The organism is Streptomyces sp. NPDC052052, from assembly GCF_040680455.1.
Taxonomy (GTDB): Bacteria; Actinomycetota; Actinomycetes; order Streptomycetales; family Streptomycetaceae; genus Streptomyces.
The window spans coordinates 183,054-209,940 of sequence record NZ_JBFAWU010000010.1; the positions used below are offsets into that span (position 1 = coordinate 183,054).

Here is a 26,887-nt window from a genome sequence, read left to right on the forward strand (position 1 = left end):
GTAACGGCCTCGACAAGAGTGACACGATCGGACATTTGGCGCATTTCGATCATCCGGACTGTGAGCGTTCCGCCCGTGCGTCCCGGTCCGCGGCACCCCCCGCGCCCACCAATCCCTTGCTCACGCCCTCCAACCGCGGCCCGAACCGTCGCATCTCCCGCTGCCCGACGACACCGATCAACGAGGGCAGGTAGCCCCGCACGGACTGCATCCCGCGCAGCCACCACTGCGCGTACACGTGCGGGGAACGCCGCTCGATCCCGGCCACCAGCCGGTCGACGGCCGGGCCCAGCGGATACGTACGGTTCGACGGCCAGGGCAGCCGCTGCCGCAGCTCTCGCATCACGTCGTCCTGGTCGGCGCCCCGCACCATGTCCGTGTCGGTCCAGGACAGATAGCCGACCCCGACCTTCACCCCGCGATAGCCGACCTCGGCGCGCAGGCTGTGCGCGAACGCCTCCACACCCGACTTGGACGCGCAGTACGCCGTCATCATCGGCGCGGGCGTGATCGCCGCGAGCGAGGCGATCTGCAGGAAGTACCCCCGGCTCTCCATGAGCACCGGCAGGAACGCCCGCCCGGTCACCGCGCCGCCGATCAGGTTGACCTCGATGACCCGGCGCCACGCCTCTGGATCCGAGTCGACGAACGGACCGCCCGTCGCGACACCGGCGTTGGCGACGACGATGTCGACCTTCCCGAACCGCTCCTTGACCTGCTCGGCGACCCGCACCATCGCCTCGTGGTCGGTGACGTCCGCGAACCAGTGGTCGCTCTCCGAGTACAGCCGCTCCGAGACCTTCTTCAACTCGTCCGGCTCCAGGCCGACCAGCGCCAACGTGGCTCCGCGCGCCGAGAGTTTGCGGGCCAACAGCTCACCCACACCGCGCGCCGCACCCGTGACGACGACGACCTGTCCTTCGAGACTCCGCCTGCCGCTCATGCGACCCCCTCCTTCTCGGCCGTACCGTCCGCACTGTCCACGGCAGCCGCACTCTCCACGGCAGCCGCGCTGTCCACGCCATCCACTCTGTCCGCACCGGCCGCGTCGCAAGCGCCGCCCGCCGGGAGGTACGCGGTGACGAGTTCCCGGATCCTCCCGGTGACCGCCTCCGGTGCCTCCACCGGTGTCATGTGGCCCATGCCCGCCAGTTCGGTGAGCCCCAGGCAGTCGGGCAGAGCTGCGGCGATGGCACGGGCGTGCACGAGCGGCGTCAGCCGGTCCTCCGTACCCGCGATCACGGCCGTGGGCACCCTCAACTCCCGTACCCCCGCGTCGAGATCGAGTTCCGCCAGGACGTGCCCCCAGGCCACCCGGGCCCCCGTCGGGCAGGCGTGCACGATCCGGGCACAGGTGTCGACCCGTTCGGGGGCCGAACCCGCCCCCATCGTCCCGTACTTGAGGAACCGCCTGGACACCGGCGTGACCGGCCCCAGCGGCGCCCGCGCCCCCAGGATCGCGCGGGTCATCCGGGTCCGGGTCGCCCCGGCCCGCATCGGAACCACCAGCGACTCGGCGATCAGCCGCGAACTCCCGGTACTGCACAGCAGTACCGCGGCGGCGTGGTCGCGCAGCCCGGACCGCCGCGCGGCGGCCATCATCGTCATCCCGCCCATGGAGTGCCCGGCGAGCACGGCCTTCTCGCCCGGCTGGAGGGTGGCGTCCAGAACCGCTTCGAGGTCGTCGGCGAGGGCGTTGGTGCTGTATCCGTCGCGGCCGGCCGCGGGTGAACGGCCGTGGCCCCGCTGGTCGTAGGCGATGACCCGGTGGTCCACGGCCAGGTCCCGGATCTGCGCGGCCCAGAAGTGGGTGCTACAGGTCCAGCCGTGTGCGAGAACCACCGCGGGCGCGCTGTCCGGCCCGTGCACCTCGACATGGATCCGGGCGCCGTCGGCGGAGGTCGCGGCCAGTTCCCGCGCGGGGACGGGCGGGGCGTCGTGGAGTCGCAGCAGCCGGCTCATCGCGCGACCTCCTCGGCGACGGACTGCGCGGTGGTGGATTGTGCGGTGGCGGACTGCGCGGCGGCCCGCTCCGGTGCGCGGACGACCTCGTACTCCGCAAGGTCGACCGACCGCGTCACCCTGCGGAACTCGGCGGTCGTACCCGGCCACACCGTCGTGTTGCGCCCGTTGTCGTCCAGGTACCAGCTCGTGCAGCCGCCGGTGTTCCACACGGTGCGCTTCATCCGCTCCTGGACCCGGCGGTTCCAGGCCCCGACCGCCGAGGCGCGCGCGTCGAGCGCGGCGCCACCGCCCAGCACCTTCAACTGACGCAGATAGTCGGCCATGTAGTTCAGCTGGGACTCGATCATGAGGATCATCGAGGAGTTCCCCAGACCCGTGTTGGGGCCGATGATCGTCATGAAGTTGGGGAATCCGGACGCGCTCGCGCCGCGCAGGGCCTGCACGCCGTCCTTCCAGGACTCCGCGAGCGTGATCCCTTCCGCGCCCACCACCCGCTCGGCGACCGGCATGTCGGTCACATGGAAGCCGGTGCCGAAGATGATCGCGTCGACCTCGGCCTGCGTACCGTCGGAGGCGACGAGCGTGGAGCCGCGCACCTCGGCCAGACCGGAGGCGACCACGTCCACGTTGGGCTGGGCGAGCGCCGGGTAGTAGGTGTTGGAGAGCAGGATGCGCTTGCAGCCGATGCGGTACGAGGGGGTCAGCTTGGCGCGCAGGGCCGGGTCCTTGATGGACCGGGCCATGTTGGACTTGGCGATCCGCTCGACCATGCCCAGCTCGTTCGGGTGCTTGGTGAAGGCGCTGACCTGCAACTCCCGTATGCCCCACAGCAGTCCGCGGCGGGCGGTAGCGGTGAGGGGGAGGGTGCGGTGCAGCCAGCGTTCGGCGCCGCTGATCCTGCGGTCCATCCGCGGCATGACCCAGGGCGGGGTGCGCTGGAAGAGCGTCAACCTGGCGGCCTCGGGCTGGATCGAGGGCACGATCTGGATGGCGGAGGCGCCGGTGCCGACCATCGCGACGCGCTTGCCGGTCAGGTCGTAGTCGTGGTCCCAGCGGGCCGAGTGGAAGATCTTGCCGGGGAAGCTGTCGAGTCCGGGGATGTCCGGTGTCTTCGGGTCGGAGAGCGGACCGGTCGCGGAGACGACGACATCGGCAGTGAAGGTGGCCCCGTTGCCGGTCTCTATGACCCAGTGGAGCGCGTCGCGGTCCCAGCTCATCCTCATCACTTCATGGTTCAGCCGGATGTGCGGGCGCAGCCCGAAGGTGTCCGCGACGTGTTCCAGGTAGGCGCGTATGTGTTCCTGCCCGGAAAAGGTGCGCGGCCACTCGGGGTTGGGGGCGAACGAGAACGAGTAGAGGTGGGACGGCACGTCGCAGGCGCAGCCCGGGTAGCTGTTGTCGCGCCAGGTGCCGCCGACGGAGTCGGCCCGTTCCAGGACGACGAAGTCCGTGATGCCTTCACGGCGCAGCCGGACCGCGGCACCGAGGCCCCCGAATCCGGATCCGATCACCGCCACTCGTACGTGCTCGTGCTGGGCCATGCTGCCGCCTCCCGCGGTACGTCACACGACTCTGCCAGCAATCACTGGCAATGTTGGGAGAGTAGAGCAGCTCCGTACCGATGGGTAGGGGCACGACAAGGGAAAGTTACCGGCGGCACAACATAGGGTGCGGGGGTGGCAGAAGGACGCGAGCACCGCGAATACCGCATGGAGGAGCTGGCCAAGGAGGCCGGCATCCCGGTACGGACCGTGCGCTTCTACCGGGAGCGTGGCCTGATCTCACCGCCCCGCCGCGAAGGCCGTATCGCCTGGTACGACGACCACCACCTGGCCCGACTCCGCACCATCGCGGGCCTGTTGGAGCGCGGCCACACCCTCACCGGCATCGCCGACCTCGCCCGCACCTTCGAGAGCGGCCGCGATGTCGCCGAAGTGCTGGGCCTGGGCGAACCGACCGAGGAGACCCCGGTCCGCCTCACACCGGAACAGCTCGCGGACTACTTCGAGGGCGAGGTCACCCCGGAAAACCTGGCCACCGCCCTGGACCTGGGCTATCTGGCCATCGACGGGGACGAGATCGTCCACATCAGCCGACGCCTGCTGAAGGTGTCGGCCGAGCTGGTACGGGAAGGAGTGCCCCTCGCCACGGTGCTGGCGGCCGGCCGCCGGGTCCGCGAGCACGCGGACGCACTCGCCGAACTCTTCGTGACCACCCTCGAAGCCCACGGCGACAAACCCGAACCGGCCCCACTGCGCCCGCTGGCCCACGCGGTGGTGGACGCCGAACTCTCCATGGCCCTGGACCGCCGCCTGCGCCGCGCGGACGGCGCCGCCCCGCCGCAGGAATCCAGCACCTGACCGGAGGGGGCCCGGCCCCTGCCCCTACCCCTGTACTCCGGGCGGACCCCGCCCCTACCCCCTGCGTCACATACTCCGGGCGGACCCCGGCCCCTGCCCCGCACACTCCGCGCGGGGCAGGACCGCCCCCTCCGCCCTCCTACAGCTCGTAGACCACCGTCACCGGGGCATGGTCGCTCCACCGCTCGCCATGCGTCGCGGCCCGTTCGACCCAGCCCTTCACCGCACGCCCGGCCAGCCCAGGCGTCGCCACCTGGTAGTCGATCCTCCAACCCGTGTCATTGTCGAAGGCCCGCCCCCGGTAGGACCACCACGAGTACGGCCCCTCCTCCTCCGGATGCAGCGCGCGCACCACATCGACGTACGCGGCCTCGTCGAAGACCTGGGTCAGCCACGCGCGCTCCTCGGGGAGGAAGCCGGAGTTCTTCTTGTTGCCCTTCCAGTTCTTCAGGTCGGCCTCCTGGTGGGCGATGTTCCAGTCGCCGCACACCACGACCTCACGGCCGTCCGCCGCCGCCCGCTCCTTCAGGCCCTTCAGATACGGAAGGAAGGCGGCCATGAACCGCTCCTTCTCGTCCTGCTTCTCCGTGCCGACCTCGCCGGAGGGCAGATAGAGGCTCGCGACCGTGACACCGGGCAGGTCGACCTCGACATACCGGCCGCTCGCGTCGAACTCCTCGCTCCCGGGATCACCGAAGCCGCCGAACCCTATCTGCACCCGCTCGGGCGCCCGGCGTGTGTAGAGGGAGACGCCGGCCCGCCCCTTGGCGGCGGCCGGGGCATGCACGGTGTGCCAGCCCTCGGGTTCGCGCACCTCAGCGGGCAGCTGGCCCGGTTCGGCCCGCACTTCCTGGAGGCAGATCACGTCGGCTTTGGTGCCGGCCAGCCACTCGACGAAACCCTTTTTGGCGGCAGCACGGAGTCCATTTACATTGACGGTGGTCACAGTGAGCATTCCGGAACGATACCGACACTTCCGTTCCGCATACATGTACCATCGAACGCATGATTATCCACCCTCGGCCCTTCGATCACGCCGACGCCGTCAAACTCAACGACCAGGTGCAGCTCGAATACGCGGCACGGTACGGCGACGAGGGCGATGTCACACCACTCGACGCATCGATGTTCGAGCCGCCGCACGGTCTGTATCTCCTCGCCTACGACGAGCAGGGCCGCCCGGTCGCCACCGGCGGCTGGCGCTCCCAGGAACAGAACGCCGAGGGCTACTCCGACGGCGACGCCGAGCTCAAGCGGATGTTCGTGATACCCGAGGGCCGCGGCAAGGGCCTGGCACGCCGCATCCTGGCCGCCCTGGAGGCCGACGCACGGGCGGCGGGCCGGACCCGCATGGTGCTGGAGACGGGTGCCCAGCAGCCCGAGGCAATCGGGCTGTACACCTCCAGCGGTTACGCCCCGTGCGAGAAGTTCGGCCTCTACCGCACCTACGACAGCAGCCTCTGCTACGCGAAGCCGCTGCAGTAGAGGACGCCCGGCAACCGCCCGGAACCCGTCACCCTTCGCCACCGAGCGCATCGAGGATGTGGGGCCACGCCTCCTCGCCCAGGAGTACGTCAGCTTGAGGTGTGCCCCCGTACCTGAAGTGCGGGGACACCGATGCCGGGCTCTCGCCGGGAAGGCGTACGCGGTGACCGGCGTCGTCGCGGGCGATCAGCCGCACGCTCGCCCCGGCCGAGCGCCGGCGCCGAGCCAGTTGTTCGGCGAAGGGAAGCGACGGCCACATCGCGTCGTCGCCGCCCGCGACGAGGAGCAGATCGGCTCTGGCCGCCTCCACCGGGATCTCCGTCGACGGAAGCGAACGGCCGAAAGTCCGCTCGCTCAGTTCGTACCATCCACGGATCGCCACGGGGCCACTGTCCGGCTCCGCGGGAGTCCAGGAATCGTCCATCGGCACAAAAGGCAGCGGCTGCTCCCGCCACGTCCAGGACGACCGATACGGCTGTTCCGCTCCGTCGCGTCCCGGACCGACGTTGCACCAGACCCGCGACGTGGGCGACAGCGCAATGACCACATCCACCCGCGGGTCGTACACCGCAGTGAGCAAGGCTGCTTCGGCACCCTTGGAGGTGCCGAGGACCCCTATGCGTCGGGCTCCGCCCCGCCGAAGGAAGTCGACGGCAGCGGTGAACGTCTCCAGCGGCACTTCGCAGATCCCCGGGCACTGCCCAGGCCCACCGAACCAGCGGATCGCCAAGGCGGTGAAGCCCTGCTGAGCCAGGATGCGCGCCCGCTCACGTTCGATGCGCCCGCTGGATCCCGCCAGGACCAGAACACCGACATCACTGCCGCGGGCCGGAGCGGCCAGGACACCTTCCCAGGGATCGGTCAGCTCGCGCTCGGTGATGTCCACGCGCTCCCCCTGTCGTCACCACTCGCGGAAACCTCTGCCCAGAACACGGTACGGCTCACCCGCCTCAACAACGTCGCATCCTGCCTCCGCTCACCGCGTCAGAGGACCGTGAGTCCGCGGGTCTCATGGTTCGATGGCCGACAACTTGCCAAAAGTGCGAGCACCACAGTGCCCAGCCGCCTTTAAGCTGAGCCCAGTTGTGTCGAGACACCTCGGGGGCGGACCGCGTGACCACTGCATTAGGCACGAGCACCATCACCCTTGTTCTTGTCGCCGGGTATGCCGGATCGGGCAAGTCGGAGGCCGGCAAGCTACTGGCGGCGGCGACCGGTTGGGCCATGCTGGACAAGGACACCATCAGCCGCCCGATGACCGAGCGACTTCTGTTGGCCCTGGGTGGGGATCCGGATGACCGCCACAGTCCGGTCTACCTGGAGCACGCCAGGCCGCTGGAGTACGAGTGCTTGATGAAGGCGGTCTGGGAGAACCTCGAGTGCGGAACATCAGTGGTCGCCGTGGCGCCGTTCCTCGCCGAGAGCGCCGATGCGCAATGGACTTCTCGGGTGGCGCGTCGATGCCGTAGGACCGGAGCCCGTTTCGAGGCACTGTGGGTGGACAGCGACCTGGAATCGATGCGCGACCGGCTGATTTCACGCAATGCCTCACGCGATACGTGGAAGCTGACGCACTGGCCCACATACACAAGCGGCCTCGACCTCGGCCTCCGGCCGGTGACGTCTCACCACCTCATCGACAACCGCATCGGAACCCCACGCCCCCTGGCCGAGCAGGTGGAGTCCGTCGCGCAACGGTTGCTGGAGGGCTCATGAGCGCGATTGTCCTGTACGGCCCACCCACGGCCGGCAAAGACACCGTGACGACAGCGCTCTGCGCCGCCCATGCACGCTTCGAATCAGTCATCAAACTCAAGCATGGGAGCGGCCGGTCGGCCGGATACCGGTTCGTCACCGCAGAGGAACTCGACGACCTGCGCCATCAGGGCAGGATCGTTGTGGAGACCCGGCGCTACGGCAACATCTACGCAGTCGATGACCTCTCCCTCACGCAGCCGCAGGAGCGGGGACGGATCCCCATCACCCACATCGGCAACGTCACCGACATGCGCACACTGCTCGACCGCAGTCGGACCACCTCATGGCTGCGCGTGCTCCTCTGGGTCCCAAGGGACGTGTGCGAGGCGCGGTCCCGCGAGCGGGGAGACACCGATACGCCGAAGCGGCTCACCGCCTGGGCCGAGACCGCCCAGGACGTTCTCGAATCCGACGTATGGAACCTGTTCGACCTGGTGGTACGCACGGACCATACGGATCCGGAGACGGCGGCCAAACAGATCACCCACGCACTCGACGGGTCCCCGGACGCCTTGAGCACGGAGCAGTTGATTGCGGCTCTCGGGCTCGGAGCGGACAAAGGCAGGGCTCGCCGGACCGCGGCTCGGCGCCGTACGTGAGTACCTCCGAGAAAACGCACAGGAACATCAACAGCCACAAGCAGTAGGGGATGCCGGTGGGAGTTGTCCGGACGTTGGAGGACCTGGCGAGAATCGGCCGCCAGCGCACCGTCAGCGATCGCAGCGTGCATCTGTATCAGGACGAGGTCGCGACGGACCTTCTGCTCGACAACGTATCGGCCGACCGTGTCTCCCTGGACCGTATGAGCATCGACGGGACACTCACCGTACGTTCCTGCCACGTCGATGAACTGGTTGTCGACCACGTGGAGACGGACGCACTCCTGGTGGTCAACTCCCGGATCGGCCGCCTGACCATCCGCAATGTTCCGGTGGGCTGCGAGATCACGATCACCGACTCTGCCCTGGGCTTTCTTGCTCTGCACTCCTGTGGGCAGACTCGGCTGGAGCGGCTCCGTGTGGAAGAGCTCGTACAGGTCAACGCGCTGCGCGGACCGATTCGGATCAGCAACACGCGCGTGTCCTCGCTCACGGTCCGCAGCCAGGCCACGGGTGGCCGTCTCGGCCGCCCCCGTGTGGTGGTGCGAGGGCTGCGGGCCCGTGAGGACATCACCTTCGACGATCTCTGGTTGTCCGCGATCGAGATCGACGACGTCGAGACGCCGGAACTCACCTTGCAGCGTGTGCGACTCGACGAGCCGCTGCGGGCGAACGAGCTGCGTTGCAGCGAGACCGTGCGCGTGAACGGATTGGTCATTCCCGCAGAGGACAGCACCATCAGCAACAGCACCGTCAGAGGCCCCGTGGAGGTACACAACCTCGGGCTCTGTGACAGCCCGGACAGCAATCGAACTGATGCGACCGCTCGCCTTTCCCTTCACAACACCACGGTCATGTCGCTCACTTCGGCGTCCGATACGGCATCTGTGATCAGCCTGCACGGCTCCGCGGTCACGGGCACCCTCGGACTTCCGTCCGGCGGCTCCCGTTACAGCCTCGACAGTTCCTCCAGCGTCGGTGACATGGAACTGGCCGGTGAGGTCTTCCGTAACGGGACTCAAGTCCTTTCCTTCCTGGAGCGCTCTTTCACTGAAGTGACCGCTGCCGCACTGGAGTCCGTGCGCTCGGCGCTGGCCAGAAGGAACCGCAACCGCGAAGTCGACGAGCTCTACTACCTCGCGCGACAGCGTGAGGCAGCAGCTCTACCGCCCCTGCGACGCACCATCGAGCGAGGCATCCTCGGCGGGGTCCTCGGCTGGGGAGTGCGCGCACGCAACCCGGCACGTGTGCTGGCGGTGGGGGTCGTACTGACCGGCTTAGTACTTCATCTGGCCGGGGCAGTACGCGAATCAGGACGAGATCTCACGGACGTGACCAGCGCAGGTAAGAGCTTCGTTCTGGCACTCGCCCTGTGGTTGAACGTCGGCACCGGCATGCCGTCCGAACTCAAAACGGCCGCATGGTCAGCGCTTGCGGTCTCGTTCACGGCTGCGGGAATGCTGTTCACCACCCTCATTGTGGGCATCGTCATCCGCAAGCTGGTGCGTTGACCTCCGACGCACGACCGGATGACAGAGTGACGCCCATGGACCAGCGTGAAGAAGCCGAAAAGAGCGCGCCAGCCGCACCTGCTGTCGCGTACGGACTGCGTGGCACATCGTTCCTGGTCACCGGTGGCAGCAGGGGGCTGGGCTACGCGACCGCCCGGCTTCTCGCTGCCGAGGGAGCATCTCTCGCGATCTGTGGCCGCGACCCCGACGCCCTTGCACGAGCCTCGTCCGAGCTTCGCAAGGACTTCGACGCCCAGGTCGTGACGGGTTCCGTGGACGTCCTGGCACCGGATGAACTGGAGGACTTCACCCGGCAGGCAGGGAGTGCGCTCGGCGGCCTCGACGGCCTGGTCGCCAACATCGGAGGCAAGCGGGGCGGCGGCCTCCTCGACTCGACCCGCGAGGACTGGCAGGCGACCTGGGAACTGAACAGCGGCCACGCGGTGCGTACCGTGCGGTCGGCGCTGGACAGTCTGCGTCCCGGCAGCTCCGTGGTGATCGTGGCCTCCATCTCCGGCTGGAAGCCCCGGTTCCCAGCTCAGTACGGGGCTGCCAAGGCGTCGGAGATCTACCTCGCGGGTGCCCTGTGTCAGGAACTCGCCCCGTACGGGATCCGGGTCAACACCGTCAGCCCTGGTTCGATTCTCCTGCCGGGCAAGAGCTGGGATCGCCTGCGCCGGCGCGACCCCGATACCTATGAGGCATACGCGGAACGCAACCCGAGCGGGCGCCTGTTGAATGCCGATGAGGTCGCCCGGGTCATCGCCTTCCTCCTGTCCCCGGCCTCCGCAGCCGTGAACGGCGCGCACATCCCGGTGGACGGCGGCCAGCCGCAGGCGGGGCTGGGGCAGGGTACAGACAGGCAGGGCGGCGGGGCCAAGCCCGGTTGCTGAGGTCTTCAGAGTGGGTCGATGCTGTGTCTGGGCCTGAACAAGTGTGGGTCGGCTATGTGAAGCCGCCGCAGGCGGGGCTCTCCCAGGTCGGCTAAGCCGTGCCCGACGGATCTTGAAACTCTTCGACAGCACGCGCCGGCCCTGCGGCTGCAGCCGCTCGATAGCGCTCATCTACCAAGCGAACAAACACCCGGTCGCGGCGATCACCAGCCTCCATGGTGCGGCGCCAGCCAGATCCTTCGCGTTCCCACTGCTCGCGCGCGATCTCACCGCAGAAGTGTCCGTCGAGTTTTACTGCGAGTTTTTCGACGGACAGGTGGCCGATGCGGAAGCGCTGCAGCAACTCGCCGAGGGCAAGCGACGTGATCAGATGCTGCTGATGCCGTTTTAAGGTGATCGGCGCAACTGGCGGTGACCATGCCTGAAGTAGATCTGGGTTGCTCAGCGCGAGTGTCGCGAGCTGGAGATGGCTGTCCCTGATGGCTTGCTCATTGCTCGTACGAGCCTGACGGGCCTGATAGAGGAGCGAGAGCGCTACCCCGGCCAGAGCGATGGTCGAGAGCACGACAGACACGGCCCCGTATGCCTGGCTGATGTCACTGAGCTCCCCCCAGTCGGTGTTAGCGGGAGCCAAGGCGGCCAGCGCGAATGGTGTGGAAGTGATCAGCCCTAGCAGTCCAAGTCCGAGGAGCCCGTACACCAGGGCCATACGTAAGATCTGCGTGCGTTGAGAGCTGTCTCTTCCGGTTGTCACGTATCCCCCTCAGGTCCCGAATGCAGATCCTTTGACCAGGATGAAGTCGGCCTTAGTACCAGACAAGGGGGACTGACGCAGGTAGATCACCTGCCGATGCTCCCTCTCACTGCGGTGAACCGCCGCCGACGAGTTGCCAGGTTGAGGACGACGCTCAGGACGATCACCGAAACGGGCACCCGTAGGTCCCACCAGTGCACAGTGAGCTGCACAGCTCCTCCCACTCACTGCTCTGAGCCCTGCCGATACGGGCGGTGAACCTGTCGCGCGGTCGGCGGCGTACTCTCTCCCCACTGGGGCGACGGCAGCATCGAGCGGGCCGAAAGCAGCAGCGTTGATCGTTCCCCTGCCACCCACTTCTGGGTGATGCCCCCGGGGCGAGTCTCGAAGTAGTTTCACAGTCATGGGCACCGATAACGCGGCCGTGAATTTCTCCGAGCTGGTGAACAAGAACAAGCAGACGCTTGCCCGGCTCCAGGAATCGCCAAGACTGCTCCTGCGCCGCAGAGATGGCGAGGATCTGGTCCTCACCACCGCGGCGCGGACCGAGCAGGACCAGACGGTGGTGTCGGCAGCCACCCGGATGCTGGCTGCGATGGTGCGCCGGGAGCCCGGCGGCACGGAGCTGCTCCTGGACATACTGACGGACGCGTTTCCCTGGGTCCGCTTCCTTCCCGAGACCGACGTCCACGCCTTCGCCGTCGAGCTGGTCGACACCATGCGGGCCGCCGACTCCGTCGGCAACCACGCATCCGTTGCCCAGTTGCTCATCGCCTGGCAGCACACCGCCGAGGTCCACTCCGACCCCGAACTACTGGCCGCGCTGACCCAGGACCACGGCGAAGACTACGGCCCGGTACCGGGCCCGCGGGGCGTTGCATGACCACTGGCCGTGGCGACCACTCCGCACCGCCGGCACCCGACGGAGTCAATCACTGGCAGAAGGCGATGCGGACCTGCGCAGCAGCCACTGCCCGAACGTCCGACGCGGGGGCCGCACCACCACGCGGCCGTGGGCCTTCTTACCTACCAGCTCCACGCGTAGGGTGACCGGTGTTCCAGGATTCGTCGGACTTTTAAGGTACTTGACCCTGCTGTGCGTCAGACGCAGCCCATCGGTATCGACCACGACGCCCGGCCTCGTGATCAGCGTCAGGGTCTTCCCCACCGCGTCCACGTTGATCCGCAAGGTGTCGTGCGTGATCACGGCCTCGGTGAAGTCGAGCGTCACCTTGCACCATTTCACCGCGAGTTCCAGCCTCCGTGGTACCACCCAGCGCCCCACCCGCTCGATCGCGCCGCTGTGGACCTGTTCGATCCGGACTACGTCCTTGACCTCTGCTCCTGTTATGCCACCCGTAACCGAAAGGGGCGGCAAGTCAGTGGTGAGACCGGCCAGTTCACTCAGAGTCCGTGCCGACAGGGCAACTTCCAGCCGCTCGTCCAACTCATCGGCGGTCAGCAGGCCGTCCCCCGCCGCGATACGCAGCACATCCACCACCCGGTCCCGGTCCGCGTGGGAAGCCCGAAGCTCGGGCGACGAGCCGGGGCCGGAGCCCTTCCCGGTGGGCAAAGTCTCTCCCGACATACTTCCGTCCTGGTTCCGTCGAACGTCTCTGCGCGACGCGGGCAGCGGCGCGAGCAAAAGGCTAACGCCGTATCGCGACATGGATCCCGGCCGGGCTCGATCTCGGAGGAGCAAGGGATGGCCGAGCCGGCTCCGCGGCAGTGTCCCGCGCCTGAGCCGTTGATCTTCCGGCGTTCGACGGGCCCCAACTCCCGCCTTGGGGAGTGCTGGTGCATCCATAGCGGGCCAACAGCCGTCCGGAACCACACTTCCGGTTCGTTCCGTCGAGCTTCTGGTGCGGAAAGCCGTCGATGGCCCCAGAGTCAGCATGGCTCGGATCGCGAGGCGGGCCACGGAACCAGATGCGCTTTTCTGTTCCCGAATATGGGAGTTCCCCGGTGAATACAGGTTGAACGATGGCGCCCGCTCCCCTGTCTGCACGGCCCGCTTTGGCGCGGGGATGCCTGGTTAGCATGCACCGCATGACAAAAATCGACATCCGCCACGCGATACGGGAGGACATCCCGGCCATCGTCTCCATGCTCGCGGACGACGCGCTGGGGGCGACCCGCGAGTCGCCGGACGATCTGACTCCCTACCAGTCCGCCTTTGAGCGACTGCAAAACGACCCGAATCAGCTGCTCCTGGTTGCCGACCGCGACGGCAAGGTCGTCGGCACCCTCCAGCTCACGATCATCCCGGGCCTGTCCCGTAAGGGATCGACCCGCTCGATCATCGAGGGCGTACGGGTGCACAGCTCCGAGCGCGGCCATGGCCTCGGCACCCAGCTCATCGAGTGGGCCGTCGATGAATCCCGCCGCCAGAGTTGCCACTTGGTCCAGTTGACCTCGGACTTGACACGGACCGACGCCCACCGCTTCTACGAACGCCTCGGCTTCACCGGCTCGCACGTAGGCTTCAAGCTGCAGCTTTGACCGCCTGGTGAGGGGCCGAACGGGTTCTGCGATCGCGCACAACTTCCTGTGGGCGGTGATTACTTCAGGAACCGGAATGCCCGGTCCGCATGTGGTCGTCAATGCTCCGGACGATCTCGCGCAGCGCGTCGTGCGATACCCAGGGAATCCATCGCGTCACATTGGCTGACAGCGCCGCACGCTGCGGAAAGTTCACGAGTATCGATTGGGCATCGGCTGCCAGTCGGGAGAACGTCTCACTGCAGAACGGATGCTCCGCTTCGACGAAAGCCGCGAGCGAATCGGACAGCAAGGGGTACTCACCGTCATAGCTCCAGTTGGCGCCGAAACCGAAAAGCTCCGGGAAACGGGCTGCCGCCTCCCAGTCCGCCAGGGGGAGATCGGCGAATCCTGCATCCGGCTCCTGGTCGACCACCCTGATCCGGCTGGCCAGCGTGCGCAGGTAGTCGTCCCCCGGAGCACCGTCTCGCGCCTCATCCAGCCGTTCGTTGAACGTACGTGGGAAGAATGCCGGGCCCTCCGACCGCAACAGGTCGGCCGTGTGGTCGAGGAGGGCGGCAACGGACGCGATGGGAAACAGCCAGCGCGACGTGTCGGCAGCACACGTGGTGCGGACGAAGCGCCTGAGCTCGTCGTCCAGGTCGAGGGCACCCTGCGACTGCTGGGCGCGCAGAGCCGTCTCGACCACGCGTCTGACCGGTCCGTCGTTGAAAAGGGTGCCGGTGTGCGAGATCACGTCGCGATCACCTCCATGAAAGTTCCGAGGGTCTCAGGGGGACACGGGGTATGACGTGATCACCACGAGGGGAGGCTCCGGGCGATCGTCCACCCAACACGGACTGCTGGCGTGGGACTCCAGGCCACTGCACCACGCGCCCGCCCCGCAACAGAGAAACGACGATATCCCGCCCGATCTTGCGATCGGACGGGATCTCATGTGTTGCGTTGGCCGTTCACGGGTGGGTCTGAGCTGGGGAACGGGGACGCACTGCGAAGGCTTCCCAGGGCCGAGAAGGCCATTTCCCACCTGATTGCAGAGTGCATGCGGTGGCCCCGCACCTTGCCGTCGTCCCACATGGGGACGGGGGTGACTTCGGTCGGTTCCGGAAACGACGAAGACCCCGTCGATGCGAACTACGAGCGGGAGGAGGGGTGAGGTCTGCAAGGCTGGTCGGGTGGCCGGCCGGAAACGGTGACGGTCGACTGCGGTCACAGTGGTCGCTGTATTTTCCTGCTGTACGGCGGCCGCACGCTCGGGGGGATCATGGCAGCGCTGGGGCTCTTCTTCATCACGCTGCCGTGCCTCTCCATCATCAGCTTCACCTGCTTTGCCGCATGTCGAGCCCAGAGACACAAGGTGTTCAAGGCTTTGGCCTACGCGTTCCTGTGCCTTGGCCTCGTATGCGGACTCACTCCCATCGGGGTTGTCGTCTGGGCGTCGTCCCTGTAGGCGAGGTGCGGCGGCTCCTTGCGAGCGGAGTGCAGCTGACGGCCTGAGCAGCTGTGCGTGCCAGGAGAGGGCTGCCGAGGGCCCTGTCAGTGGTGCCGTGGATGATCGGGCACATGACACATGGTTCCCGAGATGCCTTGCGCTCCCGCGCCTTGCAGCACCTGCCGTCTGAGGTTGCCGAGAAGTGGCTCCGCACGCTTCGCCCGGGTGTACGTCTGGCGGCAGCGGCTGACTCCGACCATGGCGTCGGTCATCTTGGCGGCGTCCCCGCCTTGCCGGCCACGGCGGAGTGGCCGGTGTGGGACGGGCATGGGCCGCTCTCCTTCATTGCCTCGATCGACTGCGCCGGCCTGCCGGCAGACGCGCTGGACGTCGACCTGCCCGAGGCGGGAACACTGCTGTTCTTCTACTTCGACGGGCAGTTGGACGACGGCGAGGCTCTCGTTCTGGCCGAGGACCGGGAGAGCTGGGCGGGCGCCCGCGTGCTCTACGTGGCGGCTGACGAGAGGGTGGCGGAGCGTGAGACACCTTCCGGGCTCAAGCCGTACCCGATGGTGCCGCTGGCCGCTCGGGTGGAGATGACAGCAACCGAACCCTGGCATCCGTCCGTCCGGGACGCCTTCGCTCCAGGTGCCCCGCTCGGGAACCGGTACGACCACCCCGTCTGCTCGCAGGAGTTCCTTGACGCACTGTGGGAGTTCGACGACGAGATAGGACATCAGATCGGCGGCCACCCTCACTCGGTGCAGAACCCGGTCGAGATCGAGATCGCGGAGGCGGTCCTGGACGGCGAGGTGTCCTGGGACGACCCGCGGTTGTCGGAGGAGGCGGGGGGCTGGGTGCTTCTGGCCCAGTTCGACAGCGAGGACGCCGCCGACATGATGTGGGGTGACGCCGGAGCCCTGTACTGGCTGATCCGCCCGCGCGACCTGGCCGAGCAGCGCTTCGAGCGGGCGATGTTCACCTGGCAGTGCGGCTGATGGCCGCCGCACCTCCCGCCTGGGGAGTCCAGTACATGCTGAGCCTCCCGAGCGAGGGCGCCGCCCGCGCGGCCGCAGCCGAGCTCTCCACGATGGGGCACCGTCTGACGGCCGTGCGCGTCCACGATCACTTCCGGTTCGTACCGTCGAGCTTCTGGTACGGAAGGCCGTCGATGGACCCGGAGCTGGAGGGGTGGTGGCAGGTCTTCTCGCTGGCCGTCTACAGCGGGTACGAGCGCATGGCCCTCGAGCCATTCTTCCGGAGTGAACGGATGCGGGTGGCCGGCGTGGCCCGCGCCCACTGCGGTTTCCAGCAAGGGGGCAGCGAGGGTCATGCTTCGACTCTCGAAGGAGTCTTCACCAGGGACGGCCTGGTCCATGACCAGCCCGGCGCCGAGGTCGCCCTGCCCACTCCTCTGCCCGAAGATCCCGCGCGCCCGCCGGGCGGTCCTCCGTGGAACTGCGGCGGAGTCGGTGAGCCCACAGCGGTCGTCCAAGCCGTGGTGGCCGTCGCAGAGCGCCTGTACGGCAGCACGGAGGGTGCGCCGGATGCCGTGGGGTGGCTACTCGACGAGGAGTTCGCGTCCGGGGAGCCCTACGGGTCGACAGGCGAGTTCCTCGGCGACCTCGCGAATGCCGTAGCTCACCAGGGCACCTGCACCGACACCACGGTCGAGGCTGTCCCGTTCCTCATCGAGCTGGTCTGCGACGACAGCATCGCGCCCGGCAGCCGGCTGGTTCTGCTCAACGACCTGTCGCGGCTCGCTGCCACAGGGCCGGCGGCAGCAGTCTCCCTGTCCGACCGCATCACCGCGCTCGGGGGTGCCTGGGAGGAGTCTGCGGCCGAGTACCTGACACGGCGGGCCATCGGCAGCGAGCTGCCGAGGCTGCTGTCTCGCTGGGAGGACGAGAGCGATGCGGTCCGGTTCTCTCTCGCCGCCCTCGCGGCGCTGTGTGGTGCCCATGACCAGCGCGTGCGCTCGGGTCTGGCCGCACTCCCGGCTCCGGCGGCCAGCTCCCGCGCCGACGTCGTTTCGCTCATGGCGGCACTACTCAGTGACGGCCAGGAAGGCTTGCTGTCTGCACTGGACCGGCTGTCCTCCTGGCTGCCCAGCATTGCCGAGAAAGCCGCCAGCCCGAATGTGGATCCTCAGAGTCTGGGACTGGCCATCCTTCCGAACCTCGTCCTCGAAGACCTGGGACTACTGGGTTGACACGGCGAAGACCGTCTTCGCCTTCCTCGACGTCTCGCTTTCAAAGGGCAGTTGCCGACCGTCGTCCCCTGAGATTCCGCCCGGTCCGATGGAGAGCCGTGCGGGAGGTGCCCGCTTCGCGGGCGAGCATCTTGATGTCGCAGACGAGTCGCGACTACCACAAGCCCGCGAGCCCTGGGCCTCACCGGGTGAAACCGGACAAGATCACTTCACGCAAAGAGCCTGGCTCGCCGTTCGAGGCGACCCGGAAGGCGCTGCCCGAGTTCGACGAGTACCCGAGGCGACAAGATCCGAAGCAGTTGCCGTGCTCCGCTGCTGTACGACAACTCAAAGCCCCTACCGGGCGAACCCGGTAGGGGCTTTGATGTGCGGTGGACCTGTGGGGATTTGAACCCCAGACCCCCTCGATGCGAACGAGGTGCGCTACCAGACTGCGCCACAGGCCCTTGCAACGAGTGAAACTCTAGCATCCCCATCGGGGTGCTCGGAAATCCGGTCCGCGCTGGTCAGCCGAGTCGACGTCACAGCGCGGAGCCGCGGGCTTCACTCGTTGGCGGCGCGGGGGCGTTCCCCGTCCTCGTACTGGTCGAAGAGCGGGGTCCGGCCGCGGTCGCGGGTGCGGCGCGCCTGGCCGGTGCGCTGGCGGGGCGCCGGCTCGACGGGGGGTGCCACGGGGTGCGCGGTGCCCGTCGAGGAGGGGTCCGCGGTGCTGGAGCGGGCCGCGCTCCAGGTCTCCGGGTTGCCGACCTCGACCCCGCCCGTGGCGCGCGGGGCGACGGGTGCGGTGACGTAGGTCGGCAGCGGGACCGGGACCGGCTCCCAGCTGTCGCCCTGGACCCGGCCGCGGTCACGCTGCTGGTCGACCCATTCGGCATGGTCCGTCTGCTCGACCAGGGCGCGGCGTCCGGCCTCCTGCGGGGAGACCGTCGGCGCGGGTTCGGGCTCCGGGCGGCGGGACTCGGGCTCCTCGTCGGCCTCGGCGGGGGCCGTGGCGGCGGGCTGGTGCCTGCGGGGGCGGTTCTCGCGCAGATGCTGCGCGGCCACCTCGGCGCGGCGCCGGTCCATGGTGAAGGCGAACCTGCGTCGCTCCTGGGTCCGCAGATGCACGATGTACGCGCTCAGCAGCACCGCCGGGACCGCGGGGGCCCAGAGGAAGCCGAGGCCGCCGACCGCCGCGACGATCGCGCCGAGGGTGAAGGCGAGAAAGAGGACGACGGTGGTACGCCGACGGCGCGCGAGGACCTGGAGGCGCTGGGCGCGCCGGGCGCGCTCGGCCTCCTGCCCGTCGAAGGGCTTGCCTGCGCGCCGAGCGAGGCCGGATTCCGGGCGCTGCCGGTCCGCGCGCGCGGGCGCGTGCACCGGGTCGTGCGCTGGGGCTCCGGCCTGCGTCTTGGGCGCGGCAAAGGCCCGGACGTCCACGGATTCCATTCGGTCCGTGACAACGTCCGGGTCGGCGTCGGGCTCGGCCTCCTCGGCGGTGCGTCCCCGCAACTCCTTGGCATAACGGCGCTCCATGGCCGCCCGTCCGGACAGCAGCCGGATGGCGGTGCTGAAGCGTTCCGTCGGACGGGCCTCATTGAGCTCGTCCTGCCTGCGGAGCCACATCGGCACCAAGTAGGCGGCCCAGGCCCCGACGATGACTGCGTAGATGAGGCCGCTGCTGCTCACATCTCACACCGTAGAGGGGTTTGCGCGGAGGCATCCGCCAATTGGCCCGGTGTGTCGCACGATCCGGCCGAGATCAAGGACCTTTTTTGTGATTGTTCAGACCATCGAGAGGGGTTTACGGGCTCATGTGCGGTCATCAGCGGCCACTATCGAATACTTATTCGATTTTTCGTGGAGGGCGGGTTCGGTGCCAGCGCTGCAGCAGGCTGTCAGGGACTTCCTCCGCGGTGAGCACATAGATGAGGTGGTCCCGCCATGCGCCGTCGATGTGGAGATAGCGCGGGCGCAGCCCCTCTTCACGGAATCCGAGTTTCTCGACGACTCTTCTGCTGGGCCCGTTCTCCGGCCGGATGCACACCTCGATGCGGTGCAGCCCGACCGTGTGGAAGCAGTGGTCCACGGCGAGGGCGACCGCGGTCGGCATCACGCCGCGGCCCGCCACGTCCTGGTCGACCCAGTAGCCGACATGGCCCGAGCACATCGAGCCCCAGGTGATCCCGGCGACCGTGAGCTGGCCGACCAGACGGCCCTCGTACTCGATGACGAAGGGCATCATCCGGCCCGCGTGGGCCTCGGAGCGCAGGTGACGGACCATCTGACGGTAGGTGGGGCGGCGGGCCACCGGGCCGCCCGGGGCAGGTGGCGGCACGGTCGCCTCCCAGGGGCGCAGCCAGTCGCGGTTGCGCCGGTTGACCTCGCGCCAGGCGTTCTGGTCGCGCGGCTTGATCGGACGGAGGGTGATCGGGCCGTCCTTGAGGACCACCGGCCAGGTCGGGACGTTCAGCTCGGGCTCCCCGGTCGGGGGTGGTCGCCGCCGCGCAGCTGGTCGACGGCGTGCACCAGAAGGCGTCCGAGGACGGCGAGGCCGTCACGGACCCCGCCGGTGGAGCCCGGCAGGTTCACGATGAGGGTGCGGTCGGCGACGCCCGCGAGGCCGCGGGAGAGCGCGGCGGTGGGCACCTTGTCGCGGCCCTCGGCGCGGATCGCCTCGGGGATTCCGGGGACCTCGTGGTCGAGGACGCGGCGGGTGGCCTCGGGGGTGCGGTCGGTGGGCGAGATGCCCGTACCGCCGGTCGTGACGATGACGTCGTACCCGGCGGCGACCCCGTCGCGCAGGGCCTGTTCCACCGGGTCGCCGTCGGGCACGACCCGGGGGCCGTCGACGGCGAAGCCGAGCTGCCCGAGCGCCTCGGCGATCAGGGGGCCGCCCCGGTCCTCGTAGACGCCGGCGGATGCGCGGTTGGACGCGGTGACGACGAGGGCGGCGTACGGGGCGGTCGGGGCGCCGACGGGCGGCCGCCCGGCCGGGGCGTCGTCGCCGGGCCGGTCGGTTCCGGGCGGCGTCACGCGTCCGCTCCGTCGGAGGCCGTGCGCCGGTAGTCGCCGGACTTGCCGCCCGACTTCGACTCGACCCGGACGTCCGTGATGACCGCCGCCTTGTCGACCGCCTTGACCATGTCGATGACGGTGAGCGCGGCGACCGAGACGGCGGTCAGGGCCTCCATCTCCACGCCGGTGCGGTCCGTGGTCTTCACCGTGGCGGCGATCTCGACCGCGTCGTCGGCGACGCTCAGGTCGACCTTCACGCCGGAGACGGCGAGTGGGTGGCAGAGCGGGATCAGGTCGGGGGTCCGCTTGGCGCCCATGATCCCGGCGATGCGAGCGGTGGCGAGGGCGTCCCCCTTGGGGACTCCCTCGCCGCGGAGCAGTTCGACGACGCGCGGCGAGACCAGGACCCGGCCGCTCGCGCGGGCGACGCGCGCGGTGACGTCCTTCTCGGACACGTCGACCATGCGGGCCGCGCCCGCCTCGTCGATGTGCGTCAGCCCGTTCTGTGTACTCAACTCACTCCGCCTCGCGGTAGGGCGCCGGTTGCCCGCTGGGCCCGCACCGGGGTGCGGCCCCGGGGCCCGGGGAGGACCCCGGGAAGGCACAGCGGCAGATACCGTACCGCCACCGCCACGGGATCAGTGGAGCAGGATCACCTCGGTGTCCGTGCCGGGCTCGGCGGAGGTGACGTCCTCGGGGATCACGATCAGCGCGTCGGCGCGGGCGAGCGCGGCGATCAGATGCGATCCGGAGCCGCCGACCGGGGTGACGGTGCCGGCCTCCGCGTCGTACGTGCCGCGCAGGAACTGCCGCTTGCCGGACGGCGAGGTGAGTGCCTTCTCGGTGGTGAGCGTGGCCCGGACGGTGGGGCGGTTCACCTCCTGGAGACCCATCAGCGCGCGGATCACGGGCCGTACGAACAGCTCGAAGGAGACGTACGAGGAGACCGGGTTGCCCGGGAGCGCCAGCAGCGGTGTGTGCTCGGGGCCGATCGAGCCGAAGCCCTGCGGCTTGCCGGGCTGCATGGCGAGGGTGCGAAAGTCGATGCCGCTGCCGGACTCGCCCTCGTCCTCGCCCTCGCCCTCGTCGCCGACCGACGACAGGGCTTCCTTGACGACGTCGTACGCGCCGACGCTGACGCCTCCGGTGGTGACGACGATGTCGGCACGGATCAGCTGGTCCTCGATCGTGGCGCGGAGCGTGTCGGCGTCGTCGGTGACGGCGCCGACCCGGTAGGCGATCGCTCCGGCGTCCCGGGCGGCGGCCGTCAGCGCGAAGCTGTTCGAGTCGTAGATCTGGCCGGGGGTCAGTTCCTCGCCGGGCTGGACGAGTTCGCTGCCGGTCGAGATGACGACGACGCGCGGCCGGGGCCGCACCGTGACCGTCGACCGGCCGATCGCGGCAAGCAGTCCGATCTGCGGCGGCCCGATCACCGATCCGGCGCTCAGGGCCAGATCGCCCGGTTCGACGTCGCTACCGCGGGCCCTGACGTGGGCGCGGGCCTCGACGGGGCGGTGGACACGGACCTCGCCGCCCGCGCCCTCCGGGGCATCGCGGTGGGCGCGCATGGTGTCGGCCGGGCCGCCGCCGGTACCGCCGTCGGTCCATTCGACCGGGACCACGGCCTCGGCGCCGGGCGGCAGCGGGGCGCCGGTCATGATGCGGGCGGCCTCGCCCGGCCCCACGCTCCGGTCGCCGGACAGCCCGCCGCTGCCGGCCGCGACGTCACCGATCACGGTGAGTACCGCGGGGAACTCCTCGTCGGCGCCCTGGACATCGGCGACACGGACCGCGTAGCCGTCCATCGAGCTGTTGTCGAAGGGCGGCAGGGCGATCTCCACGACGACGTCCTCGACCAGGACGCAGCCCTGGGCGTCGTGCAGTTGCAGCTCGATGGGTTCGAGCGGTCGCACCGCGCCGAGGATGTCCTGCAGGTGTTCGTCCACCGACCAGACCGTCATGCTCAAGGTGCTACATCTCCTCGGTGACGTAACTGCGGAGCCAGGACCTGAAGTCCGGTCCCAGGTCTTCACGTTCGCACGCGAGTCGGACAATGGCACGGAGGTAGTCGCCCCGGTCGCCGGTGTCGTAGCGGCGTCCCGTGAAGACGACACCGTGCACGGGGCCGCCGATCTTCTCGTCCTCGGCGAGGAGTTGCAGGGCGTCGGTGAGCTGGATCTCGCCGCCGCGGCCCGGCTCCGTCTTCCGCAGTATGCCGAAGACGGCGGGATCCAGGACATAGCGGCCGATGACGGCGAGGTTGCTGGGCGCCTCGGCCGCGTCCGGCTTCTCGACCAGGCCGGTGACCCGCACCACGTCGCCCTCGGCGGTGGGCTCGATGGCGGCGCAGCCGTACAGGTGGATCTGCTCCGGGGCGACCTCCATCAGCGCGACGACACTGCCGCCCTCGCGCTCCTGGACGTCGACCATGCGGGCCAGCAGCGGGTCGCGCGGGTCGATCAGGTCGTCACCGAGAAGGACGGCGAACGGCTGGTCGCCGACGTGCGGTGCGGCACACAGCACGGCATGGCCGAGGCCGCGCGGGTCTCCCTGCCGGACGTAGTGGATGGTGGCCAGGTCGCTCGACTCCTGGACCTTCTGGAGCCGTTCGGCGTCCCCCTTGCGGGTGAGTGCGGACTCCAGCTCGTAATTCCGGTCGAAATGGTCCTCGAGGGGACGCTTGTTGCGACCGGTGACCATCAGGACGTCGGAGAGGCCGGCGGTCACCGCCTCCTCGACGACGTACTGGATCGCGGGCTTGTCGACAACAGGCAGCATCTCCTTGGGAGTGGCCTTGGTTGCCGGCAGGAATCGGGTACCGAGTCCTGCGGCTGGAATGACGGCCTTGCTGATCCTGGAGTGCGACTGAGTCATGCGCAGAACCATAACCGGTGCGTATGGGCGGAAGGCGAGACTCCGGTTAACTTTGTACGCCTATACGCCCATACGAAAGACCCAGGGGGACCCTTGAATACCGAAATGTCGCACAAGGCTCTTCTGAGACATGAACTGCTGGCCGCGCGACGGCTCCTGACCAAGGAAGACGTGGAACACGCCGCAACGGTTCTGTCCCGGGGTGCGTGGGAGCTTCCGGAGTTGCGCGAGGCACGCACCGTTGCCGCGTATGTCTCGGTGGGCAGCGAACCGGGCACCCGCGCCCTGCTGGACGCACTGCGGGAGCGGGGCGTCCGAGTCCTGCTGCCGGTGCTCCTGGCGGACAACGATCTGGACTGGGCGCCGTACGAAGGAGCCGACCGCCTGGTCCGGGCCGGTCGCGGGCTGCTGGAGCCGGACGGGGAGCGGCTCGGCCCGGACGCGGTCCTGGACGCCGACACGGTCCTGCTCCCCGGCCTCGCGGTGGACGCCCGGGGGATGCGGCTCGGCCGTGGCGGCGGCAGCTACGACCGGGTGCTGGCCCGGCTCGCCGCGGCGGGGGCGCACCCGACGCTCGTCGTCCTGCTGTACGACGACGAGGTGATCGCGCAGGTCCCGGTGGAACCGCACGACCACCCCGTCGACGTGGTGGTGACACCGGTCCGGATCCGGTGGACGAACCCTACGGCTTGAGGGTCAGGGTGTCCTTCGTCGTGTGGGCGACGGCGTTCGTCCCGAAGGACCAGTCGAGCAGTTCACCGTTGACCCACTTGTCGGTCTGATCGGTGTAGTGCGCGCTGAACGCGTGCCCGGAGGCGCCGGTGAGGTTGATCCAGCGGGACTTGTCCCAGTCCCCCACGTTGACGACCATCCGCATCGACGGCACCCAGACGACCTCGTAGCCTCCCGCCGCGTTCCAGCCGGTGGCGTTCACCGCGGCCTCTCCGCCGCCGAGGTTCCACGGGCCGCGGTTGAGGACCCGCTGGAGCAGACCGGGGCCCTCGGTGCCGAGGGTCTGGTTCTTCAGGTTCAGCTGGTGGAGCCGGCCCCAGCTCCAGGTGGTGATGTCCTTGCCGAGCTTGGCGGTCAGCTCCCAGCGGGCGTCCTTCATCGCGCGGGCGAAGAGCTGGTCCCGGGTCTCGGTCGCGGTGTCCCGGCCGCTCTTCGGGGACTTCCACCAGTCGCTGTCCTGGTCGTCCAGCAGGTTCTTGACCACCTGGTACCAGCGGTCGCCGCCGTCCGGCTGCGCCGTGTCCGCGTCGCGCCGGCCGCACTCGCGCACCAGGGTGTTCTGCTCGTCGACCGGGCCCGAGGTGTCGGCCCGGGGCACGTTGAGGCACTCGCCCTCGACCCGCAGTTCCTTGGGCAGCTTGTCGCCGAAGGCCAGCTTGAGGATGTTGCGCCAGACCGCGTTGAAGTACGCGGCAGCGGCCGAGTCGGGCTCCTGGGTGGAGTCCCAGCCCTCCAGGAGCTTCTGTGCCTCGCGGACGTTCTTGTCCGCGATATTGATCTTCAGAAGCTTGGGCACCAGCAGCGCGGCGATCTCGCTGGTGTTGTCCATCTGCATCTTCTGCATGTCTTCGGTCGAGATCTTCCCGCCGCCCTTGATCTTCGACTGGATGAGGTCGTTGATCCGCTGGCTGCGAGTGCCGTATCCCCAGTCCTTGGTCAGCAGGTAGGGGTACTCCTCGCCGATGACGGCCTGGTTGGCGGTGACGATGTAGCCGCGCTCCGGGTTGTACTCGTAGGGCAGCTCGTCGAACGGGATCGACTCCTTCTTCCAGCCGTACTCCGACGACCAGCCGGGGCTGGGCATCGTGCCGTCGCCCTTGAGGCGCACCGGGATCTTTCCGGGGGCCTGGTAGCCGATGTTGCCCTTGGTGTCGGCGTAGATCAGGTTCTGCGAGGGGACCTCGAAGTGCTGGGCCGCCTTGCGGAAGGACGTGAAGTCCTTGGCCCGGTTGAGCTCGAAGACCGCGTCCATGGAGTGGCCGGGATCCAGCGCGGTCCACTTGAGGGCGACGGCGTAACCGTCGGCCCGGTCCGGTGCGGCGTTGGTGACGGGGGCCTTCTGGCCGACCTTCTCCAGTTCGCTGTCGCGGTCGGAGACCAGCGGACCGTTGTTGGTCTCGCGGACGGTGATCTTCCGGCTCTTGCCGCCGGCGACCTTGATGGTCTCCTCACGGACGGTGAAGGGCTTGACCTTGCCGTCGTACAGGTAGCCGTCGGCGGAGACCTTCTCCAGGAAGAGGTCGGTGACGTCCGCGCCGAGGTTGGTGAAGCCCCAGGCGATGTCCTGGTTGTGGCCGATGATCACGCCGGGCATGCCGGAGAAGGTGTAACCGGCGGTGTCGTACTGGCACTTCGCCGAGATCTCACGGCAGTGCAGGCCCATCTGGTACCAGAGCGAGGGAAGTTGCGGTGCCAGGTGCGGGTCGTTGGCGAGCAGCGGCTGGCCGGTCGTCGTGTATTCGCCCGAGACCACCCAGGAGTTGGAGCCGATGCCGGTGCCGTTCGGGCCGAGCAGTGCCGGGATCTCGTCGAGGGTGTCGGAGAGCGAGGCGAGCTGGGTGTTCAGGCCGTCGGTGGCGCCCGCCACGGTGGTCGACCCGAGAGAGGCGGACGCGGTCGCCTCCGAGTCGAACTTCCCGGTGACCGAGGAGATCGCCCCCTCGCTGACGATCGGGTCGTGCTTGTCGTACGGGTAGTCCGGGTAGAGGTCCTCGATCTGCTTCGTGTCGAGCCTGCTGGTCATCAGCGAGCGGTCGATCTCGTCCTGCATGTTGCCGCGCAGGTCCCAGGCCATGGCCTTGAGCCAGGCGACCGAGTCGACGGGGGTCCACTTGGCCGGCTTGTAGTCGTTGGTGAGGCCGAGTGCGGCGTACTCGACGGAGATGTCCTTGCCGTCGCGCCCCTCGAGGTAGGCGTTCACGCCGTCCGCGTACGCCTGGAGGTTCTTCTTGGTGTCCTCGGACAGGACGTCGTCGTACTCCTCCTGCGCGACCTTGTGCCAGCCGAGCGTGCGCAGGAAGGCGTCCGTCTCGACCTGCCCGGAGCCGAACATCTCGGAGAGCCGGCCGGCCGTCAGGTGACGGCGGACGTCCATCTCCCAGAAACGGTCCTGCGCCTGCACGAAGCCCTGGGCGCGGAAGAGGTCCGCGTCGGAGTCCGCGTACAGCTGAGGAATTCCGTAGCTGTCCCGCTTGACGTCGACGGTGCCGTCGAGGCCGTCGAGCTTGAGGGAGCCGGTCGTCTGCGGGTAGGAGGCCCGCACGGTCGAGACGGACCAGAACGCGCCGTATCCGATACCCGCGACAAGCGCCAGCACCAGAACGATCACGATCAGGCGGGCACGTCGCCCCTTCTTCCTGCCGGTCTTCCCACCGGCGGAACCGGTGGTGCCGGAAGGGGCGGTTGTGTTGGCGGGCATCGCTGTCCTTCAGAAGGCAGGTGGTCCTGGGAGTGCAGGAGCAACCATAGGCGCAGCGCGCAGGCGGCTCGGACGCGGTATCGGCCTGATTCGAATTGCCCAGCGATCGTACGGA

26 protein-coding genes and 1 tRNA gene are annotated in these 26,887 nt (G+C 68.6%); 11 read left to right on the forward strand and 16 right to left on the reverse strand.

The window, feature by feature from the left end:
• Positions 1 to 49: 49 nt before the first annotated feature.
• The 3 genes from AB0L71_RS14670 to AB0L71_RS14680 are packed head-to-tail and all read right to left on the reverse strand — an operon-like array spanning position 50 to position 3,506.
• Positions 50 to 943 carry an SDR family oxidoreductase gene (locus AB0L71_RS14670; protein ID WP_365242360.1) on the reverse strand — a complete coding sequence of 298 codons (894 nt, stop codon included), beginning with the start codon at positions 941 to 943 and terminating at the stop codon, positions 50 to 52.
• Complete coding sequence (locus AB0L71_RS14675) at positions 940 to 1,962, reverse strand: alpha/beta hydrolase (protein ID WP_365242362.1); 1,023 nt, start codon at positions 1,960 to 1,962, stop codon at positions 940 to 942. The genes AB0L71_RS14670 and AB0L71_RS14675 overlap by 4 nt, the downstream gene beginning before the upstream one ends.
• Complete coding sequence (locus AB0L71_RS14680) at positions 1,959 to 3,506, reverse strand: NAD(P)/FAD-dependent oxidoreductase (protein WP_365242364.1); 1,548 nt, start codon at positions 3,504 to 3,506, stop codon at positions 1,959 to 1,961. The genes AB0L71_RS14675 and AB0L71_RS14680 overlap by 4 nt, the downstream gene beginning before the upstream one ends.
• Before the next feature lie 168 nt (positions 3,507 to 3,674).
• Between AB0L71_RS14680 and AB0L71_RS14685 the strand changes: the two genes are divergently transcribed.
• Positions 3,675 to 4,325 (forward strand): MerR family transcriptional regulator, encoded by a 651-nt coding sequence (locus tag AB0L71_RS14685; protein WP_365242501.1) that lies wholly within the window; start codon positions 3,675 to 3,677, stop codon positions 4,323 to 4,325.
• Between the two features lie 139 nt (positions 4,326 to 4,464).
• Here AB0L71_RS14685 and AB0L71_RS14690 read toward each other — a convergent pair whose 3' ends face one another.
• Complete coding sequence (locus AB0L71_RS14690; protein ID WP_365242366.1) at positions 4,465 to 5,280, reverse strand: exodeoxyribonuclease III; 816 nt, start codon at positions 5,278 to 5,280, stop codon at positions 4,465 to 4,467.
• A gap of 50 nt (positions 5,281 to 5,330) precedes the next feature.
• Between AB0L71_RS14690 and AB0L71_RS14695 the strand changes: the two genes are divergently transcribed.
• Positions 5,331 to 5,810 (forward strand): GNAT family N-acetyltransferase, encoded by a 480-nt coding sequence (locus tag AB0L71_RS14695; RefSeq protein WP_365242367.1) that lies wholly within the window; start codon positions 5,331 to 5,333, stop codon positions 5,808 to 5,810.
• Positions 5,811 to 5,838: 28 nt separating this feature from the next.
• On the opposite strand, the gene AB0L71_RS14700 is transcribed toward AB0L71_RS14695, so the two are convergent.
• Entirely contained in the window at positions 5,839 to 6,696 is an 858-nt protein-coding gene (locus AB0L71_RS14700) for an acyl-CoA thioester hydrolase/BAAT C-terminal domain-containing protein (protein ID WP_365242369.1), read from the reverse strand.
• A gap of 227 nt (positions 6,697 to 6,923) precedes the next feature.
• On the opposite strand from AB0L71_RS14700, the gene AB0L71_RS14705 reads away from it, so the two are divergent.
• From AB0L71_RS14705 to AB0L71_RS14720, 4 genes are all read left to right on the forward strand, one after another.
• A complete protein-coding gene (locus tag AB0L71_RS14705) occupies positions 6,924 to 7,526 on the forward strand; it encodes an AAA family ATPase (RefSeq protein ID WP_365242371.1) in 603 nt (200 codons plus the stop codon).
• Entirely contained in the window at positions 7,523 to 8,167 is a 645-nt protein-coding gene (locus AB0L71_RS14710) for a guanylate kinase (RefSeq protein ID WP_365242373.1), read from the forward strand. The genes AB0L71_RS14705 and AB0L71_RS14710 overlap by 4 nt, the downstream gene beginning before the upstream one ends.
• A 74-nt stretch (positions 8,168 to 8,241) precedes the next feature.
• Positions 8,242 to 9,678, forward strand: a complete 1,437-nt coding sequence (locus AB0L71_RS14715; RefSeq protein WP_365242375.1) for a hypothetical protein — start codon at positions 8,242 to 8,244, stop codon at positions 9,676 to 9,678.
• A gap of 35 nt (positions 9,679 to 9,713) precedes the next feature.
• Positions 9,714 to 10,571 carry an SDR family oxidoreductase gene (locus AB0L71_RS14720; RefSeq protein ID WP_365242376.1) on the forward strand — a complete coding sequence of 286 codons (858 nt, stop codon included), beginning with the start codon at positions 9,714 to 9,716 and terminating at the stop codon, positions 10,569 to 10,571.
• A 91-nt stretch (positions 10,572 to 10,662) separates the two neighbouring features.
• On the opposite strand, the gene AB0L71_RS14725 is transcribed toward AB0L71_RS14720, so the two are convergent.
• Positions 10,663 to 11,325, reverse strand: coding sequence for a DUF6082 family protein (locus tag AB0L71_RS14725; RefSeq protein ID WP_365242378.1), 663 nt, complete (start codon positions 11,323 to 11,325; stop codon positions 10,663 to 10,665).
• Positions 11,326 to 11,728: 403 nt separating this feature from the next.
• On the opposite strand from AB0L71_RS14725, the gene AB0L71_RS14730 reads away from it, so the two are divergent.
• Positions 11,729 to 12,208, forward strand: coding sequence for a hypothetical protein (locus tag AB0L71_RS14730; RefSeq protein ID WP_365242380.1), 480 nt, complete (start codon positions 11,729 to 11,731; stop codon positions 12,206 to 12,208).
• A 45-nt stretch (positions 12,209 to 12,253) separates the two neighbouring features.
• Here AB0L71_RS14730 and AB0L71_RS14735 read toward each other — a convergent pair whose 3' ends face one another.
• Complete coding sequence (locus tag AB0L71_RS14735; RefSeq protein WP_365242382.1) at positions 12,254 to 12,913, reverse strand: DUF1707 domain-containing protein; 660 nt, start codon at positions 12,911 to 12,913, stop codon at positions 12,254 to 12,256.
• Positions 12,914 to 13,374: 461 nt separating this feature from the next.
• Between AB0L71_RS14735 and AB0L71_RS14740 the strand changes: the two genes are divergently transcribed.
• Positions 13,375 to 13,827, forward strand: coding sequence for a GNAT family N-acetyltransferase (locus AB0L71_RS14740; RefSeq protein ID WP_365242384.1), 453 nt, complete (start codon positions 13,375 to 13,377; stop codon positions 13,825 to 13,827).
• A gap of 64 nt (positions 13,828 to 13,891) precedes the next feature.
• On the opposite strand, the gene AB0L71_RS14745 is transcribed toward AB0L71_RS14740, so the two are convergent.
• Positions 13,892 to 14,563 (reverse strand): hypothetical protein, encoded by a 672-nt coding sequence (locus AB0L71_RS14745; protein WP_365242386.1) that lies wholly within the window; start codon positions 14,561 to 14,563, stop codon positions 13,892 to 13,894.
• A 1,010-nt stretch (positions 14,564 to 15,573) separates the two neighbouring features.
• On the opposite strand from AB0L71_RS14745, the gene AB0L71_RS14750 reads away from it, so the two are divergent.
• Together AB0L71_RS14750 and AB0L71_RS14755 are read left to right on the forward strand one after the other, a co-directional pair.
• Positions 15,574 to 16,257 carry a YwqG family protein gene (locus AB0L71_RS14750; protein WP_365242388.1) on the forward strand — a complete coding sequence of 228 codons (684 nt, stop codon included), beginning with the start codon at positions 15,574 to 15,576 and terminating at the stop codon, positions 16,255 to 16,257.
• A gap of 35 nt (positions 16,258 to 16,292) precedes the next feature.
• The gene (locus AB0L71_RS14755) at positions 16,293 to 17,471 is read left to right on the forward strand and encodes a hypothetical protein (protein ID WP_365242390.1); all 1,179 of its coding nucleotides are present in this window, start codon (positions 16,293 to 16,295) and stop codon (positions 17,469 to 17,471) included.
• 372 nt (positions 17,472 to 17,843) lie between these two features.
• Here AB0L71_RS14755 and AB0L71_RS14760 read toward each other — a convergent pair.
• The 7 genes from AB0L71_RS14760 to galU form a co-directional block, all read right to left on the reverse strand.
• Positions 17,844 to 17,917: transfer RNA gene (locus AB0L71_RS14760), tRNA-Ala, on the reverse strand.
• Positions 17,918 to 18,014: 97 nt separating this feature from the next.
• Positions 18,015 to 19,139 (reverse strand): gephyrin-like molybdotransferase receptor GlpR, encoded by a 1,125-nt coding sequence (gene glpR / locus AB0L71_RS14765; protein WP_365242392.1) that lies wholly within the window; start codon positions 19,137 to 19,139, stop codon positions 18,015 to 18,017.
• A 157-nt stretch (positions 19,140 to 19,296) separates the two neighbouring features.
• On the reverse strand, positions 19,297 to 19,902 hold the full coding sequence (locus AB0L71_RS14770; protein ID WP_365242394.1) for a GNAT family protein: 606 nt from the start codon (positions 19,900 to 19,902) through the stop codon (positions 19,297 to 19,299).
• A gap of 17 nt (positions 19,903 to 19,919) precedes the next feature.
• Complete coding sequence (locus AB0L71_RS14775) at positions 19,920 to 20,486, reverse strand: MogA/MoaB family molybdenum cofactor biosynthesis protein (protein ID WP_365242396.1); 567 nt, start codon at positions 20,484 to 20,486, stop codon at positions 19,920 to 19,922.
• Entirely contained in the window at positions 20,483 to 20,983 is a 501-nt protein-coding gene (gene moaC, locus AB0L71_RS14780; protein ID WP_365242398.1) for a cyclic pyranopterin monophosphate synthase MoaC, read from the reverse strand. Before moaC ends, AB0L71_RS14775 begins: the two co-directional genes overlap by 4 nt.
• A gap of 123 nt (positions 20,984 to 21,106) precedes the next feature.
• Positions 21,107 to 22,435 carry a gephyrin-like molybdotransferase Glp gene (gene glp, locus AB0L71_RS14785; RefSeq protein ID WP_365242400.1) on the reverse strand — a complete coding sequence of 443 codons (1,329 nt, stop codon included), beginning with the start codon at positions 22,433 to 22,435 and terminating at the stop codon, positions 21,107 to 21,109.
• Between the two features lie 4 nt (positions 22,436 to 22,439).
• Positions 22,440 to 23,342: a UTP--glucose-1-phosphate uridylyltransferase GalU gene (galU, locus tag AB0L71_RS14790; protein ID WP_365242401.1), complete on the reverse strand. Its 903-nt coding sequence runs from the start codon at positions 23,340 to 23,342 to the stop codon at positions 22,440 to 22,442.
• Positions 23,343 to 23,447: 105 nt separating this feature from the next.
• Here galU and AB0L71_RS14795 point away from each other — a divergent pair, with 105 nt between their 5' ends.
• Positions 23,448 to 24,035 carry a 5-formyltetrahydrofolate cyclo-ligase gene (locus AB0L71_RS14795; RefSeq protein WP_365242403.1) on the forward strand — a complete coding sequence of 196 codons (588 nt, stop codon included), beginning with the start codon at positions 23,448 to 23,450 and terminating at the stop codon, positions 24,033 to 24,035.
• On the opposite strand, the gene AB0L71_RS14800 is transcribed toward AB0L71_RS14795, so the two are convergent.
• Positions 24,025 to 26,772: a penicillin acylase family protein gene (locus AB0L71_RS14800; RefSeq protein ID WP_365242405.1), complete on the reverse strand. Its 2,748-nt coding sequence runs from the start codon at positions 26,770 to 26,772 to the stop codon at positions 24,025 to 24,027. The genes AB0L71_RS14795 and AB0L71_RS14800 overlap by 11 nt on opposite strands.
• Positions 26,773 to 26,887: the final 115 nt, after the last annotated feature.